We start from the raw sequence: 18,081 nt of genomic DNA on the forward strand, positions 1-18,081 counted from the left end.
ATTGCTGTTGGTCACTCAGTTTCAATTGAGACTCTAAATTTGTTTGCCTCACTACCGAAGTAGCTTGGCTGTTAGAACTCAATCTGTACGAGTGCCCACACAGATGATTGCTTTATATTGTTAAAGAACGTTGCGATTAAAGCGTGTTGCTTTATCTCGCTAGGGCTGCGCATGTTACGCCTTCCTATTTTTTTGTCAACACTTAATTTTGTTAAACTTGAAAGTTTTTAAAACTAAGTTTTACTCGACTCACTGATTAGCTCGTGCCTCGCTATGCGTTGCGCTCTGCCGTCTCAGTAGGGTCGCATTATAGGGAGATCCGAAAACAGATCAAGCCTTTTTTTAAGAAAACTTGAAATAAATGACTGTTCGCGTGAAATTAAAGCAAAGTGGTTACTTTAAACACTAAAAAGGCCCTTACGGGCCTTTTATATTAGTTTACGATGAGTTTCCAACCGAGTTTACTTTGCAGTTTTGACTCTTGTTGTAGCTCACTAGCCATAAGCGGGTGTTCTTTTAACCAGTTATTGGCAAACTTTAAGTCTAATGTGTCTTTTTCTACAGATAACTCTATTTTAGGAAGTACGTCATCTTGTCGGCGCATCGATAATATTACGGCGATTCTTAATAGCCTAACTAAGTATTGGGTAAGCGTACTATGCGCACCTAGAACGTTGAAGCTTCCTTTTTGGATATCAGAACGATGTGCGCTTGCAACTGCAGCAATCACTTTATGTTCGGATTGTGAAAAACCAGGCATATCGGTATTTTCTATAATGTAGGCTGTGTGCTTATGGTATTGCTTATACTCTATCAATAAACCAATTTCGTGAAGTTGCGCTGCGGCTTTTAAAAGCGGCAAGGCATTTTCACTAACAAGCGGCCAGCTTTCACCCACTTGTTCTGCCAGTTGAATAACTAAGCTCGATACTCGATTCGCTTGCTTTTGATCAACATGATACCGGTCCATAAACCCATCCACTGTACGTTTACGGATATCGTTGTTATGAAGCTCAGGTACCATACTGTAAAGTACACCTTCGCGAAGTGCACCGCCAGCTAAACCCATTTTTTCAATTTCAAGCGATTCAAATAGCGCTATTAAGATTGCAAGGCCCGACACAAAAACTAACCTGCGCTCTTCACTTAACCCAGGCAGGTCAAGTGCAGCAATCGTACTGTAGGCTATCGATTGCTGTTTTATTTTATTTAGCTTTTCTAATGTAAGTAGATCATCTAAGTCCTGCGCGACCATGATTTCTTGAATCGCTTGCACCGTACCAGAGGCACCTGATGCTATTTGCCACCCTGCTTGTTTATACTCTGGCGCAATTTCGTCAACCACTTCATGAGCAGCTTTAATGGCGGCATTGAAGTTTGCTTCACTTAGTTGACAGTCTTTAAAGTAACGCTCTAAGTATGTGACGCATCCCATATTTAAGCTTTTATAGTGCAGTGCCTCAAAACCTTTACCTATAACGACTTCGGTACTTGCCCCACCAATATCAATGACAAGTTGTTTGCCAGTACACGATGAGGTGTGTGCTACACCTTTATAAATGGTGCGTGCTTCTAGCTCACCACTAATTACATTTATCGTATGGCCTAGTATCTTCTCAGCATGCGCCTTGAAAACATCGGCATTCGTTGCAAGTCGAAGTGTTGCAGTTGCTACTATGGTGATATTTTGTTTTGGAATGTCTTGTAGGCGCTCAGCAAAAAGTGCAAGGCACTCCCAACCTCGCTGCATTGCCTCAGAGCTTAATACATTTTCGCTATCAAGCCCTGCTGCTAATCTTACTTTGCGTTTAACGCGGCCTATAGTTTGTAGGCCGCCAGCAATTGATTTAGCAATTAGCATATGAAAGCTATTTGAGCCTAAATCAATGACTGCATACACATTTTTTTGCGGTTTAAATTGCCCCACCGTTCAAAAACCTCTAGTTACTACTACGTACAGTAACGGCCAAGTTACGACCGTCCTTTTTGGTAACTATTATTCGGGCGACGTCCGTTATTGTTACTACGATTACGTGGGCCTGTAGAATAGTTGCGCTTTCTTTGAATAGTAGGCTTTGTTAAATCATCTAGCAATGCGGTTTTATCATAATGTGATAAAGGAATGCTGTGCTCTATATACTCTTCTATTTCATGTAAGTTATAAGCATACTGTTCACATGCAAAGCTAATTGCATGGCCTGATGCGCCGGCACGACCAGTACGACCTATACGGTGAACGTAATCTTCACAATCATCCGGTAGGTCAAAGTTAAATACATGACTTACCTCAGGGATATGTAGCCCACGTGCTGCGACATCAGTTGCCACTAAAAAGTCTAATTCACCTTTGGTGAATTGCGCTAATATAGATTGGCGTTTTTTCTGGTTTACATCACCAGTGAGCATACCTACACGGTGACCATCGGCTTTTAACCAGGCATATACTGTCTCACAACTGTGTTTGGTATTGGCAAATACGATGGCCTTATCCGGCCATTCTTCCTCAATTAAAGTTAATAGCAGCTTAATTTTATCCTCTTGAGAAGGATGAAATAGCTCTTCTTTAATGCGCTTGCCTGTTTTTACGTCTGGCTCGATTTGAACGTGTTCAGGGTTAGTCATATGTTCAAAGGCAAGCTCCTGCACGCGATAAGAAAGCGTGGCAGAAAATAATAAATTGAGTCTATCTGCTGTATCTGGCATACGGCGGAACATGTAACGAATATCTTTTATAAAGCCTAAATCGAACATACGATCGGCTTCATCAAGCACAACTACCTCAATTTCATTAAGGGTGTAACAGCCTTGCTTGTACAAATCGATTAGTCGACCTGTAGTACCAATTAAAATATCAACGCCTTTTTCTAATTGTGCACGTTGTTTTTCGTAATCTTCGCCACCATATACTAAACCTAAGTTAAGATTACAGTGCGGCGCTAAAATTTTAGCATCTTTGTGTATCTGAATCGCAAGCTCCCGAGTCGGGGCCATGATCAGGGCTCTTGGATGTTTACTAGGTGCTTTGCTAGATTGTAATAACCGATGGCACGTGGCAGTTAAAAACGCCAACGTTTTGCCCGTACCCGTTTGTGCTTGGCCCGCGATATCGCGACCGTCACAAATAAAAGGTAGGCATTTTGCTTGAATGGGTGTGCAATACTCAAACCCACTTTCGGTTAAACCGGCAACCACTTCCGGTGCGATAGCAAAGTCTGAAAACTTTTTATCGGTCAAATGTGTCTTAGTCATAGCGTTTAAGCATAACGTTTAAACTTGCAATAAGAAACAAGAGTGTTTAAATACGCACTAAATATTTCGCCTAACTAAATCGGAGAGCGCAATGAGCGAGAAAATAATCCAAATTACTGACGATAGCTTTGAAGCTGACGTATTACAATCAGACAAGCCTGTACTAGTAGATTTTTGGGCTGAGTGGTGCGGACCTTGTAAAATGATCGCCCCTATCCTTAATGAAGTGGCTGATGAGTATGATAGCCGTGTAACAGTTGCCAAGTTAAACATTGACCAAAACGCAGGCACACCACCTAAGTTTGGTATTCGTGGTATCCCTACACTACTTCTTTTTAAAGATGGCCAAGTAGCTGCAACGAAAGTTGGTGCGCTTTCTAAAACTCAACTTATTGAGTTCTTAGAAAACAATATCTAAGTAAAAATGAAAAAAAAGGGCTTTTTTGCCCTTTTTTTGTGTTTATTTTGTATAAAGACTGGACGCTGTGCCAGTGAACTGCTAGTTTATAAAGCCAACTAATCCTTAGTTATATTCAACAAACCTCACTCAACTATCAAAGCGATTTTGAGTATGACAATTGTAATAAAGAACCCACCAATATGCATTTACGCGAATTAAAAGACAAGTCTATAAAAGAACTTGTAAACTTAGCTGAGTCCATGGGGCTCGAAAACGTAGCCCGCTTAAGAAAGCAAGATATCATTTTTGCCATTCTTAAAGCACATGCCAAAGGCGGAGAGAACATCTACGGCGGCGGTGTACTAGAGATTTTACAAGATGGTTTTGGTTTTTTAAGATCATCAGAAGCCTCTTACTTAGCTGGCCCAGATGATATTTATGTATCTCCAAGCCAAATTCGCCGTTTCAGTATGCGTACTGGCGATTCTATTTCAGGCCTTATTCGCCCACCTAAAGACGGCGAACGTTACTTTGCTTTACTAAAAGTAAACGAAGTTAACTTTGATAAACCTGAAAACTCTCGCACTAAAATCCTTTTTGAAAACCTTACCCCACTACATGCAAACGAACGTTTTCGTATGGAACGCGGTAACGGCAGTAAAGAAGACATTACCGCTCGTGTACTTGATTTAGCATCACCAATTGGCCGTGGCCAACGTGGTTTGTTAGTAGCACCGCCTAAAGCGGGTAAAACAATGCTACTGCAAAACATTGCACAATCAATCACTCACAATCACCCAGATGTTACATTAATGGTTTTACTTATTGATGAGCGTCCGGAGGAAGTAACCGAGATGCAACGCCTTGTTAAAGGTGAGGTTATTGCATCAACGTTTGATGAGCCAGCTTCTCGCCATGTACAAGTTGCAGAAATGGTGATTGAAAAAGCAAAACGTTTGGTTGAGCACAAAAAAGATGTGGTTATCTTATTGGATTCAATCACCCGTTTAGCACGTGCTTACAACACAGTTATCCCTTCATCAGGTAAAGTACTTACCGGTGGTGTTGATGCTAATGCACTGCACAAGCCTAAGCGCTTCTTTGGTGCTGCACGTAATGTTGAAGAAGGCGGTAGCTTAACGATTATAGCTACAGCACTTATCGACACGGGCTCAAAAATGGATGAAGTTATCTACGAAGAGTTTAAAGGTACCGGTAACATGGAACTACACTTGAATCGTAAGATTGCTGAAAAGCGTGTATTCCCTGCCATCGACTTTAACCGCTCAGGTACGCGTCGTGAAGAACTACTTACTAAACCAGATGAGCTACAAAAGCTATGGATTTTACGCAAGATTGTTCATGAAATGTCAGAGATTGATGCTATGGAATTCTTAATTGATAAGCTTTCTATGAGCAAAACGAACGATGAATTCTTCGATTCGATGAAACGCCAATAAGCGCGTTTTCGTTATATAAAAAAAGCGCCTAGAGCGCTTTTTTTATATTTAAACGGCAATACCAATCAACTTAGATATTTAGCCTTTCTAGCATGCTAAATAAAGCGTTAATGGCGTTATAAATTTCTTATGTAGAGCAACTTCGTGTCAAAATTCATGCCTTCTTACCACTCTATTTATCTGTCGCTATAAATGTCTAATAACTTAACACGATTAGAATAATTAACTTTCGTTATATTTTTTAAGTACACACTGTAATTCATCTACAAGCTTTTGAATGTGTTCTTTACTTTGGCTTTGTTTATTGAGTAAAGCCATATCGAGATTTTTAGCGGCCTTGGCAATATCGTCTAACGCAAACATTTGCGCTGCCCCTAAAATGCGATGGCTGTCTTTTTGTAATGCCTCTAAGTCATTACTACTATAATGCTGATTTATGGTTTCGTTTTCAAACGTGAAACTTTGCTTAAAACTTGTTACTAAGTCGCTCATATCTATCTGAGCTGCATATGGTGGCTCTTGTTTAGCAGCTTCATCCAAATGTTTAGCAAGCGTGTTATAAAAAGCGTTTTTATCTAACGGCTTACCTAAATACCCTGTAAAGCCTAGCGCAAGATAATCATCGACTTCATGACTCATTGCATTGGCAGTTAAAGCAAAAATAGGCGCTTGAAAGCCGCACTTTTGTAATAATGAAAATGCAGCACGGCCATCCATAATAGGCATTTGTATATCCAGTAGCACTAAATCTGGGTATATTTGAAGGCACTTCTCAACCGCTTGCTCACCATTTTCTACCGCTATAACCTCAAGCCCCATAGAACGTAAATAACGACTTATGAGTCTACGGTTGTCGGGGTGATCCTCAGCCAGTACTACACGACCAGTTAACTGCTTAACCCGTTTAGACGAGGTTACATATTCGTACTCATCTCGCTCTTTTTCAACCTCTACACAGGGTAAAAACAGCGAAAACTGGCTCCCGCGTTTAAACTCACTTTGAACGCTAATGTACCCTCCCATCATAGAGGCCAGCTGCTGAGACAAACTAAGCCCCAACCCAGTGCCACCAAAGCGACGGCTAATACTGTTATCGGCTTGGCTAAAGCATTCAAATATTTGTTTTAGCTGCGATGAATTCATGCCAATACCAGTATCTTTAACTATAAAAACAAGCCCTTGCTCAGTTTTGTTCAAAGACACAACTACCTGCCCAGCCTGAGTAAACTTAACAGCGTTAGCGCATAAATTGATGAGTATTTGCTTTACCCGCATTAAATCGAGTTTGGTATAAAACGCATTACCTACATGGTTATCAAAACGAATTTGCAAATGCTTCGCTTTAGCCTGCGAAATAAACATAGCATGTACATCGCTAACTAGCTGCACTATGTCAAAGCACGAAATATTAAGCTCTAATCTGTTTGCTTCTATTTTGCTTAAATCAAGCACATCATTAATTAAACTTTTTAAATGATCACTATGTCGCTGAATTATTTTTAATTCATCTTGTAGGTTTTCAGGCTCGTACAAACCATTAATTAAATCATCTGTTTGGCCTAAAATAGCGGTGAGCGGGGTTCTAATTTCATGGCTAATATTTGCCAAAAACTGGCTTTTAACATCATTAGCTTCTCGTAGCTCCTGAGCTATAGCTTGCAGCTCTGCCGTACGCTGCGCAACTTGCTCCTTTAATAACTGCTTGGCACGCTTTTCGGCACCCCGACGATAAAGCGCGGTGCCAGTAACAATCACTAAAAATAATAAAACAAAAATAAAAACTGTGAGCTGCGAGCGCTGGCTCATTTTTAATTTCTGTACTTTTCGCTCTTGCTTGAGCTTCTGAATTTCTTGGTTTAACTGAGTCGCTTTAAATTGGTTTTGTAATACTGCTAAAGCACTGGTGATTGTTTCGCTATTAATACCACGCTGCTCTGCTACAAACTTTTCGTGAAGCGTTAATGCCTCAGCGTAGTTGCCTTTGCTAGCCTCTAAAAGCGAACGCGTGCCAAAAGCATCGCGCTTTATACGCACACTATTATATTGTGTGGCCAAATCGGTGGCTTTATCTAAGCTTATTCGCGAATCAGCAAGCTCACCTCTCACAAATTGTATTTTAGCCAGTGCATGTAAGGCGTTAAGCTCTAAACTGTGATTCGCAATTTCAAGGGCATTTTGTACCCCTAATTTAGCCTGCTCGTAAGCAACATCCACGTTATTAAGAATTAAATTGATGTTTGCTAAATTAGTATATTGGGTAGATAACTTATTATAATCATTGGTAGAAATATAGTAACGCAACGCCATTTGATAATAGTGCAGTGCTAAGTCAAATTGTGAGCTTTCGTAGTAAGCAACGCCTAAATTATTGTTAACTTGCGCTATACCGCTGGTATCACCTAGTTTTTGATATACTTTAAGTACTTCTTTATAAAATAAAATCGCGCTTTCATAACGCGATAATCTAATGTACACCCCTGCTATATTTAGCAAAATGTCAGCTTGGTCTTGCGCACTGCCCTTTTTTTCATAAATCTCTTTTGCTTTTAAATAATATTCGAGCGTCAGCTCCATATTATTCATTTCAAAGTACGCTAAACCAATGTTACTAAGCAGGTTTGCAAGCTCTACTTGCTTATTGTTTTTTTCAACAATTACCATGGCGCGGCTATATTCAACAATAGCTTGCTGAAAATATCCCTGAAAATAAAACACAACACCTTGCATTTTAATGGCTCTAAAATGCATATCTGGCAAGTAACTTGAGGAGGTGTGCTGTTCTAATTTTTTAAAGTACAGCAGAGCATTTTCAAAATCATCTGAGGAGAAGGCTAAATCGGCAAGTTCAGAATACACACTAACCTTTTGAGATTCTGTTATATTTTTTGCTTCAAGCAGCGCATTACCGAGCGTGAGTTTTACGTCCCACTGCTGCTCTTTTTTAAATTCATCAAATAAAGATACACTATTTTGAGCAAAGCTAGGCAGTATGAACACACAACATAAAACAAATAAAAGGCACTTCAATTTGCCTAGCATAATATTATTCCTTCAAACTTTAGCTTTAGTCAGTGTAATCTTTATTGAAGATACACAACAAAACGAGCGCAAACAATGCTTAACCCCCTGATTGATGAGATTTTTGAGTTACTTTTAACTCAGCCAGTTTGGAAAGTTCATACCTTAGCCGCAACGCTCGCTCAACAAGGGGTGTTACCATCTTTAGATGTTAACCCTGAGCAAAATTTATTTAAAAAGAATTTTTTAATTATGAATGCGTTATTTGAGCTGCAAACACAGCTATTACCCAAGCACTTAATTATATCGTCATTACATATTGAACTTGCAGAGCCAAGTAGCAATGTAGCAACGCCATCCCATTTAAAAAGTTACTATTTAAACTTGGAAAACTACGACACCAGTGCCAAAGACATTGAGGCATTATTAGATAGTTTTTGGCAGCAATTTAACCCACTAATAAAGCATCCAGTTGTGCATATTGAGCCATTAATTAAAGCTTGGCAATTACCGCCAAACTTTAACTTAGCTATGCTACAAAAGCGCTGGCGGCAATTGGCATTAAAACATCATCCAGATAAGCAAACTGGAAGTGCATGTAAATTTAGACAAGTAAGAGCCGAGTATGAGCAGCTAAAGCTAGCTGCTCAAAACACCTAATTAACGGGTAAGGCGACGGGCACGAATTTTACGCCCTTTAATATTGCCCTCGGTTAATTTACGCAGTGCAGGTTTTGATGCATTACGCTCTACCGCTACAAAGGCAACGTTATCAAGTACATTTATTTTACCGACTTGGCGGCCTGCAATTCCCTCTTTGCCAGTAAGCGCACCTAAAATATCACCCGCGCGCACTTTTTGCTTTTTGCCGGCATCAATCATTAGCGTGACCATTTCTGGCTTGTAAGGCGGCTTTTCTAATAAGCTAAAGGCAGGCATTGGTTCTGGCAAAAAGTCGCGTTCGTAATGGTCACCAATTTGCGCCACTTTAAACTGTTCAGCATCACCGTAAATAGAGCATGCAATCCCTTTTTTACCGGCTCGGCCTGTGCGTCCTACACGGTGCACATGGGTTTGTGGGTCATGTGCTAAATGGTAATTTATTACCATGTCCATGTCGTCAATATCTAAGCCACGCGCAGCTACATCGGTTGCCACTAATATTGACGCGCTTTTATTAGCAAAATGAATTAACGTACGTTCGCGATCACGTTGCTCTAAGTCACCATGAAGCGCCACGGCACTAAAGCCTTCGTTTGCTAAATCATCACAAACTTGTTGTGTTTCTACCTTGGTATTACAAAAAACAACACAGCTTTGTGGTGTAAATTTAAGTAGCAATAATTTGAGCGTTGAGTAGCGTTGTTTGTTGTTATCCATTTTGTAAAAGTATTGTTTTATAGTGCTTTTTTCTTGCTCTTCTTCTACTTTTATCATCTCTGGATTTTTTAATACGCGCTTTGCAATCGCTTCAATTGCACGCGGAAAGGTAGCACTAAATAACAACGTTTGACGATTTTGCGGTATACACTCAATAATTGCATCAAGGGTATCTTGAAAGCCCATATCAAGCATTTGATCTGCTTCATCAAGTACTAACGTTTCAACATCGTCTAAACGCAGTGTACCTTTGCGAATATGATCGTCCACTCGCCCAGGTGTACCCACAATAATATGCGCCCCATGCTCAAGCGAGCCTATTTGTGGGCCAATTGATACACCACCACATAGCGTTAATATTTTAATATTGTGAATACCGCGGGCAAGTTTACGCATTTCTACTGCCACTTGCTCGGCCAGTTCGCGCGTTGGACAAAGTACAAGCGATTGAATACGAAAACGTTTTACATTTAATTTAGCTAACACACCTAAACTAAAAGCAGCAGTTTTACCTGAACCGGTTTTTGCCTGTGCAATAATGTCTTTACCTTCAAGTACAGGTGGCAGGCTTTGCGCTTGTACAGGCGTCATTTGCGAGTAGCCAAGTGTTGATAAATTATCAACTAAACCAGCAGGTAAAGCCAAAGATGAAAATGCAGTAGAAGTCACAATAAATTCCAAAATAATAAAACAACACAGGGCTTAGCCCCAAAATATGAGCTCCATAATAGCAGAATTCAGCTTAGGCAACCATTAATACCCGATGTGCATTATTTTACGATGCGTTAATCCTTGTTAATAAAAAAGTTGCAAATGATACTAATTTTCATTAAGATCCTCGAAAAATTTTAACACCCTAACACTGGATGTAATTGATGAAACTAAACTCACTGTACGTAGCACTTGTTGGTGCCATTAGCACAAGCGCCTTTGCCGCACCTACTGACTTAGAGCGAATTGAAGTTAAAGGTAGTTATTTTAACGACTACAAAGTCGACAACGCCAACGGAGCAATGAGAACATCAGCGTCATTGTTAGAAACAGCGCAATCAGTCACTGTTATTAGCGATACAATCATTAGCGAGCAATTAGCAACGACCCTTGGCGAAGTACTTACTAACGATGCAAGTTTAACTGCCGGCTCTCAACAACGTAACCGTGAAGTATTTAACTTACGCGGCTTTGAACTTAGCTCATCGACAGGCTACTTACGCGACGGACACCAACATTGGTCTCACTACCAGCAACCGATTGAAATTCTACAACAAGTAGAAGTTATTAAAGGTCCATCAAGTATTTTATACGGACAATCAGGCCCAGGTGGCTTGATTAACATGGTGACAAAAAAGCCTACGGCAACTACATTATTTAACGCCAGCGCAGATGTAGACCAACACGGCTCTACCCGCTTTATGCTAGACGCAGCTGGTGCACTTACCGACGCTGAAGATTTACGTGCACGCGGTATTTTAGTAAAACAAGATGTGGATTACTGGCGCGAATATCAAAACGGCGAAAACCGTGAACGCGACCGTTTTTTAGGCGCTGTAATTGTTGATTACGATTTAAGTGACAACGCATTAGTACGCGTGCATTACGACCGCACAGACGACGAAGCAGGCCTTGATACAGGTGCATGGATAGATGACAACGCCAATGTGATTGGCGATGAGAAAACCATTCGCGATATGTCTTGGGCGTTTACCGACATAACGGTAGAAAACTTAGGCGTAGATTTTGAAGTCTACTTAAACGATCACTGGCAAGTTAAGCTTGGTTACAACGAGCAAACATTTGAGCGCCAGCGTTTTGAGTCATCTCCTAGTCGAAATTCTTACATCTCACAAACGAATACATACACTTCGAACCCATACGATCGTTTTGATGATTGGCAATTCACCACTGCATTTATTGATTTTATTGGTGAATTTGAAACGGCTGGCATACAACACCAATTTCTAATCGGTGCGAACTCGCTTGACTACTATTATGGTCAACTACGCACATCTGCTGATTCATTTAGTTTTACAGCAGGCCAAAATGAACCTGCCCGCCCAGATGTCAGCTATAAAACTGATCTCACTAAAAGCGAAACTGAATATGACTACTACGGTGTATACGCCCAAGATTTAATTACTTTTTCACCACAATGGCAAGTGTCTGTTGGCGGTCGCTTTGATAAGCAAACACGTGAAGGACAAAATAACGAGTCGTTTTTGCCTAAATTCGGCGTACTTTATCACCCGAATGCATCTGCAACTATTTATGCCAGTTATACAGAAGGTTTTGAGCCACAAAACGAAACCATTACTAACGAAGAAGATATCAACTTTGGTATGAAAATAGATGCTATCACCTCTGAACAAAGAGAGCTTGGTATTAAATGGCAGCTATTTGATGAGCGTTTAATGCTTAGCGGTGCTATTTTCGATATAAGTAAAAATGGAACCTTAGTTACAGAACAACTTGAAACACCTATCGGCTCAATTACCACTGAAACAAACCAAGTTGGTGAACAGCGTCATAAAGGTTTTGAAATGGCAGCACAAGGTGCAGCAACTGACCGTTTATTTGTTATGGCATCTGCAATGTATTTAGATGCTAACTATGAAAGAGCGAACGAAAATCTACAAGGTAAACGACCTACCGATGCCCCTAAATGGTCTGCATCACTTTGGACACGCTATGAGTTAAACGACACCATTGCGTTTAATGCCGGTGCTTTTTATGAAGGTGAACGCTTTGCAGATAGCGATAATTCTATTACCAAAGATGCCTATACACGTATAGATGTTGGTGCAACTTATAAGTTTAACATGAGTAACACCGATATAAATCTTCGCCTTAACGTTGAAAATCTATTTGATACTGATTACTTAGGTGGCGGCGGTAATGGTAATGTAACTATTGGCGAAGGCACAAATGTACGCCTGGCAGCTCAATTTAGCTTTTAAGTTATAAACTTATACTTAAAAAGCCCGCACAATAATGATTGTGCGGGCTTTTTAATGCCTATTAAAAACCCTACTACATTCATCTCATCTATTTTTTAAAGCCTTCAAAAAATGCTCTAATGCACGTAATTAAAAAAAGGCTTACTCAATATGAAAAAAATTATTACAGCACTTTTACTAACTAGCAGCTTAACTGCTCATGCAACAAGTGCAGAATTCACCACTAAACAATTACAACAGGTTGATGAAGTGCGCAGTGCTGCGCTTAAAAGCCCTTTAAGCTACGAGCTACTCGAATCACTCACAACAGAAGTGGGTCCTCGCCTACCCGGCACTGAAAACGATAAAAAAGCAGTTGCGTGGGCTAAAGCTAAATTTAAGGAATTGGGTTTTGATAAAGTATGGCTTGAAGAGGCAGCCTTTCCAAATTGGCGCCGTTACAGCGAAAGCGGAAAAATACTCACCCCAAGTGAGCAACCTCTGCATTTAACTGCGTTAGGTAACAGTGTAAGCACACCTAAAGATGGTATTAGCGCACCGGTTGTACTGTTTGAAACATTGGATGAGCTAATTGCAGCACCAGCAAATAGTTTAAAAGGTAAGATTGCCTATATTAATTATCGAATGAATCGCCATATTGATGGCAACGGTTATGGCCCTGCTGTAAAAGCACGTGGCACAGGTGCCGTTGAGGCCGCGAAAAAAGGCGCGGTTGCTTACATGATGCGCTCAGTGAGTACAGCTCACCACCGTTTTGCTCACACAGGAGGCAGCCACTATAAAGAAGGCGTTAAAAAAATACCCAACGTCACCATTGCCAACCCTGATGCCGATCAAATAGCGCGCTTAGTGGCTTTAAACAAAAAGGTAACAGTTAATATAAATGTACAAACACAAAGCCTAGGAGAAGGCACAAGCTATAACGTTATAGGCCAATTTAATGGCACCGAAAACCCAGAACAATATGTGTTAATTGGTGGCCACCTAGACTCATGGGATTTAGGCACTGGCGCATTAGATGATGGTGCAGGTGTTGCGCTAACAATGGCAGCGGCTAAACACATTAGCGATGTTAAACGCCCTAAACGCAGTATTCGCGTTGTGCTTTTTGCAGCAGAAGAACTTGGCCTTTGGGGAGCAAAAGCTTACTTTGCACAACATAAAAACGATTTACATAATATAGTTGCAGCTGCTGAGTCGGACTTTGGCGCCGATGTAGTATATGGTTTTGAGTCGAATGTAGATGCAGCTTCACTACCAGTAGTACGTGCTATAGCAAAAGAACTGGCGCCATTAAACATTGAGTACATTGGTAAAAACCAAGCCAACGGCGGGCCGGATTTAATTCCATTTAAAAAAGCGGTGTCGGCACCTATATTTGAGTTAGCTCAAGATGGCACAGATTACTTTGATTACCATCACACAGCTGATGACACGCTCGATAAAGTAACACCTGCTAAACTGCGCCAAAATACCGCTGCGTACGCTGTGTTTGCGCTAATGGCCGCCGATGCAAAAACCACTATTAAGCCTAAAGCAGACACAAAATAATAACTGACATACTTACTTACAGTTTGTCGCTTTGCTAAACGCACTCCTTGTTTTACCTTTATATAAATAAAACAAAACAAGGAGTGTGTAGGTATGTTGCTTTTCAATACGAGTCAGTCATTTCCTTATTTTGCAAAAACGCAGTGCTGCCCTAATTGCCATAGCCGCGCCTATCATCTAATAAACCAAAGTCGTTTTTTACGCTTTACGGTTATTCCTGTTATACCTTTAGCGCTAAACTATAAATACGAATGCTATCAATGCGGCCATAATGCGCCTGTAAAGTTAAAGCAGTTACCTGTTTTTGAAATTGTCACTCTTCCTAAATACTTTATAGGGGTATTTTTAGCGTTATGGGTGGGGCTGTTTTTTTACCAACAACACGCTGCAGCGCAAGCGCAAAAGCAACGCTACTTAACGAATCCTAAAGCGTACGACACGTATTTAGTACACGCCGATAAATTTACTCATGAGCCATGGACACTGACTAACTTAAAAGTTGCGCAAGTTTTAAGTTTTGACGAGCAGTTTATAACTTTTCAGGTAAGTAATTACAGTTATAAGCGTAACAACGGCATTACGACTGCGATGCGTACCAGCTTATTAGTACAAAGAGGTTACTTCTCAGCTGACAAAATTACTTTGCCTCGTAGCGAAGTAAAAAGACTTTACAACGACGGGGTGATTTACGACGTACTGCGCCCCTCGGCAAATAGTTTATATGGTGGGTTTGTTATGTTTCCGCCAAAACCTAAACCGCTATATAAAGGTTTAAAGCTCGACAAAAATAACCAACAAGGCATTACGTATTTTAAAAACGGACAGTATAGCGATGCGCTTGAGAGTTTTACTATTGCCGCAAATGCAGGCTCGCAATGGGGGCAGCTAAATCTTGCGCAAATGTATCGAGATGGCCAAGGCGTAACTAAAAATATAAAAACAGCAAAGCATTGGTACGAGCATGCAATAGCGCAAGGTAATAGTAAAGCGAAAATAGAATTAGAAGAAATGTGTGATAAAGCAAACTGCAAATAAAAAATGGCCAGTTTTACTGGCCATTTTCAATCTTCGCTTATAATTAGAAAGTCATATGCTCATCTAAAAAGTTTAGTACCTGCTTGTAGTAGCGCGTTCTGTGCTCAGCTTTATAAAAGCCATGCCCTTCATCTTCAAGTAACTCGTATATGTAAGGGTGGTTTTCTTTTTTTAGTGCTGCAACTAAAGACTCAGCTTGCTCAATTGGTGCTCTCTCATCCTGCCCACCATGTACAATTAAAACGGGTGCTTTAAGCTTGTCTATGTTGTAACTAGGTGAAAAACGCTTTAACTGTGCTTCATCAGTACCAAGCGCGCTTTTAAGATAGCGCTGTCCACGGTCACGTTCAGAGATATCACCTTCTTCAAACATTAGCGGTAAATCGTACACCCCAACGACACCAATAGCACACTGAAACATATCAGGTTCTAAAATTGCACTTTGTAATGCCGAATAACCACCAAAACTTGCGCCCATTATACAAATATTATCTTTATTTACAGTACCTTGCTCTATTAAATGTTTTACACCGTCAATAATGTCGTATTGTATTTCAGCACCCCATTTTTTATGTCCAGCATGTTCAAAGTTGCGACCAAAGCCACCAGAGCCTCTAAAGTTAACTTTTAGTACGGCAATGCCTCTACTGGCTAATAGTTGAGCTTCGCTCTCATAGCCCCACCAATCTCTTGGTCCATGAGGCCCACCGTGAGGCATAACAACTAAAGGTAAGTTTTTTTCATTAGTATTATTAGGGATGGTTAAATACCCGTATATTGTTAAGCCATCACGCGCTTTATAATTTACAGGTTTGGTTATTGCCATTTCACTTGGCTTGATCCAGCTTTTAGTCGCAAATAAAAAGCGCAAGCTATTCTTTTTGGCGTCATACAAGTAATAACTGCCAGGGTTGGTATCACTTGACGCAAATATAATACTCTTCTCGCCATCTTCAGTGCTACTAACAAGCTGCACTTGCTGACCTTGAAGCGATTGTATTAATGCCTTTAAGCGCTCACTTTTATGAGAATTATTTATAAAGGTATAAGCTGGATAACCAAGCTCATTTTCAATTGCGAATAACTCTTTAGAAACTTCATCTACCCACACTTTTTTTGGAGAAACGTGCTGTTCTTTATGTAAAAGTTCAAACTTTTTGCTCTCTAAGTTTAGTTTGTAAAGCCCTTTTGCTTCGCCACTTTCTGACGCTGTAACATAAACAGATGTGCCCGTACTATCAAACGCATGAAGACTAATATCAGTGTATTTTAGCTCTCCTAAATCAAGCTGTTGCCATTCACCACCGGACTTTTCTCGCGTATAAATTTTTTGGTTAATGTAATCATCGTTTGAAACAGCAACACGCACATTTCCATCATGATCCGTTAAAAAGCCTGCCATTCTTGATGGTGACCTAGAAACTCTTTTTCGTTTTCCGCTGTAAATATCAACTTCATAAACGATTGTATGCGGCTCATTTGATGCGTTCCATGGGAAGGTTAGGATCAGCATTTTACGTCTATCATGAATAAGCGGGTCTAGTACATAAGAAGTGCCGAGTATAGGTGTCGCTTTTTTGATGCGGGTACCCGTTTGCATTTCACCTTGGTAACCCACTAGGTATTTGCCTTGGCTACCATCAGCATTTATACCAAAAAGCTCACCATGATATTCGGGATGGTCTTTCCAACCTTTAATGTACTCTTTGGCCAATACAATTCTTTCATTGTTTACCCAGTAATAATTGCCAACTTGGGCATTATTAGGGAATTTTATTGCATGGCTTACTTTAAATGTATCTGTGGTTAGCACCATTAATACATTTTTTCCTTCAGGGCGAGTAATTACAGCTAAATATTTTCCATCAGGTGAAATTTTCACACCTGCAAACTCTATATCTTTACTAAAACTTTCTATCGGTACCAAGTCATTACTTGCTGTAGTATGAGAGCTAAAAATACTGACCAGCAATAGTGTCAAACAAGCCAAAAACTTATTCATTAAAGTTCCTTTTATTTATTTTTTTATTAAGCTTTTATGTTACATACTTTTAACAAAAATATACACTATGCTTTCCCCTTTTATGTAAATAGGCGTAAATTAATAGCGTTATAAATCTAGTGCTTAGTGTTAGCAAATTTACTCCAAACTAAATGCAGGATAACAATGCATAGCCCCGCGACTACCCCTAGTAATCCGTCAAATATAAGGGGGGCTAATGTTTCGCCAGTGCCATTTAGTAACGACTTACCTATATTTGTTACTTCTAATTGCCAATGATGTAGTAGCTCAATACCATGGGATAAAATGCCACCACCGACTAAAAACATGGCCACCGTGCCAGCAAAGGCTAAAAATTGCATAAGCCTTGGCGCTGCAGCTAATAAGCCTTTACCAAGCCACTCTTTAAATTTATTAGCCGACGCCTTTGATTGATTGAGCAAATACAATCCCGCGTCATCAAGCTTTACAATACCGGCTACGAGCCCGTATACACCTATGGTCATTAAAACGGCTATAACACATAATACAAGTGCCTGATTTACGAGCGAGGCACCTGCAACCGTTCCTAAGGTGATCACTATAATTTCGGCTGAGAGAATAAAGTCGGTACGTATAGCTCCCTTTACTTTTTGCTTTTCATACTCAACTAAATCAAGTTTCTCACCTTCGTTTGTTACTTCTTCATGATGAGGTAAAAACTTAGCAAATACTTTTTCAGCACCTTCAAAACATAAAAATAAGCCACCGATTATTAGCAGTGGGGTTATCAGCCAAGGCAGCCATACACTTATGAGCAATGCAGCGGGTACCAAAATAGCTTTATTTAAAAATGAGCCTTTTGCCACCGCCCAAACCACGGGTAATTCGCGGTCGGCTGTAACCCCTGTCACTTGTTGAGCATTAAGTGCTAAGTCATCACCCAGTACACCGGCTGTTTTTTTAGTGGCGACTTTACTCATCGTGGCAATGTCATCAAGTAAGGTGGTTATATCATCAAGTAATGTTAAAAGGTTAATGCCTGCCATGTTG

General features: G+C 40.2%; 12 protein-coding genes. 6 read left to right on the top strand and 6 right to left on the bottom strand.

Annotated elements, in window-relative coordinates:
• Positions 1–433 precede the first annotated feature (433 nt).
• Together gppA and rhlB are read right to left on the bottom strand one after the other, a co-directional pair.
• Entirely contained in the window at positions 434–1,927 is a 1,494-nt protein-coding gene (gene gppA, locus CWC16_RS03495) for a guanosine-5'-triphosphate,3'-diphosphate diphosphatase (protein ID WP_138540525.1), read from the bottom strand.
• A gap of 44 nt (positions 1,928–1,971) precedes the next feature.
• Positions 1,972–3,249: an ATP-dependent RNA helicase RhlB gene (gene rhlB, locus CWC16_RS03500; RefSeq protein ID WP_054983731.1), complete on the bottom strand. Its 1,278-nt coding sequence runs from the start codon at positions 3,247–3,249 to the stop codon at positions 1,972–1,974.
• Positions 3,250–3,340: 91 nt separating this feature from the next.
• On the opposite strand from rhlB, the gene trxA reads away from it, so the two are divergent.
• On the top strand, positions 3,341–3,667 hold the full coding sequence (gene trxA, locus CWC16_RS03505; RefSeq protein ID WP_055015906.1) for a thioredoxin TrxA: 327 nt from the start codon (positions 3,341–3,343) through the stop codon (positions 3,665–3,667).
• A 182-nt stretch (positions 3,668–3,849) separates the two neighbouring features.
• The gene (gene rho / locus CWC16_RS03510) at positions 3,850–5,109 is read left to right on the top strand and encodes a transcription termination factor Rho (RefSeq protein ID WP_055015905.1); all 1,260 of its coding nucleotides are present in this window, start codon (positions 3,850–3,852) and stop codon (positions 5,107–5,109) included.
• 222 nt (positions 5,110–5,331) lie between these two features.
• Here the strand turns inward: rho and CWC16_RS03515 are convergent, their stop codons facing one another.
• Positions 5,332–8,148: a tetratricopeptide repeat-containing hybrid sensor histidine kinase/response regulator gene (locus CWC16_RS03515; protein WP_138540526.1), complete on the bottom strand. Its 2,817-nt coding sequence runs from the start codon at positions 8,146–8,148 to the stop codon at positions 5,332–5,334.
• Between the two features lie 75 nt (positions 8,149–8,223).
• On the opposite strand from CWC16_RS03515, the gene CWC16_RS03520 reads away from it, so the two are divergent.
• On the top strand, positions 8,224–8,787 hold the full coding sequence (locus CWC16_RS03520; RefSeq protein ID WP_138540527.1) for a DNA-J related domain-containing protein: 564 nt from the start codon (positions 8,224–8,226) through the stop codon (positions 8,785–8,787).
• Here the strand turns inward: CWC16_RS03520 and dbpA are convergent, their stop codons facing one another.
• Positions 8,788–10,176 carry an ATP-dependent RNA helicase DbpA gene (dbpA, locus tag CWC16_RS03525; protein WP_138540528.1) on the bottom strand — a complete coding sequence of 463 codons (1,389 nt, stop codon included), beginning with the start codon at positions 10,174–10,176 and terminating at the stop codon, positions 8,788–8,790.
• Between the two features lie 206 nt (positions 10,177–10,382).
• Here dbpA and CWC16_RS03530 point away from each other — a divergent pair, with 206 nt between their 5' ends.
• The 3 genes from CWC16_RS03530 to CWC16_RS03540 all read left to right on the top strand — a co-directional run bounded on the left by CWC16_RS03530 (position 10,383) and on the right by CWC16_RS03540 (position 15,047).
• The gene (locus CWC16_RS03530; protein WP_138540529.1) at positions 10,383–12,461 is read left to right on the top strand and encodes a TonB-dependent siderophore receptor; all 2,079 of its coding nucleotides are present in this window, start codon (positions 10,383–10,385) and stop codon (positions 12,459–12,461) included.
• A gap of 150 nt (positions 12,462–12,611) precedes the next feature.
• A complete protein-coding gene (locus CWC16_RS03535) occupies positions 12,612–14,012 on the top strand; it encodes a M20/M25/M40 family metallo-hydrolase (RefSeq protein WP_138540530.1) in 1,401 nt (466 codons plus the stop codon).
• Between the two features lie 93 nt (positions 14,013–14,105).
• Positions 14,106–15,047: a tetratricopeptide repeat protein gene (locus CWC16_RS03540; protein WP_138540531.1), complete on the top strand. Its 942-nt coding sequence runs from the start codon at positions 14,106–14,108 to the stop codon at positions 15,045–15,047.
• Between the two features lie 43 nt (positions 15,048–15,090).
• On the opposite strand, the gene CWC16_RS03545 is transcribed toward CWC16_RS03540, so the two are convergent.
• Complete coding sequence (locus CWC16_RS03545; RefSeq protein WP_138540532.1) at positions 15,091–17,049, bottom strand: S9 family peptidase; 1,959 nt, start codon at positions 17,047–17,049, stop codon at positions 15,091–15,093.
• 116 nt (positions 17,050–17,165) lie between these two features.
• Positions 17,166–18,077, bottom strand: coding sequence for a DUF808 domain-containing protein (locus CWC16_RS03550; RefSeq protein WP_138540533.1), 912 nt, complete (start codon positions 18,075–18,077; stop codon positions 17,166–17,168).
• Positions 18,078–18,081 lie beyond the last annotated feature (4 nt).

Origin of the sequence: Pseudoalteromonas sp. S3776, assembly GCF_005886915.1 — a bacterium.
Classification (GTDB): Bacteria; Pseudomonadota; Gammaproteobacteria; order Enterobacterales; family Alteromonadaceae; genus Pseudoalteromonas.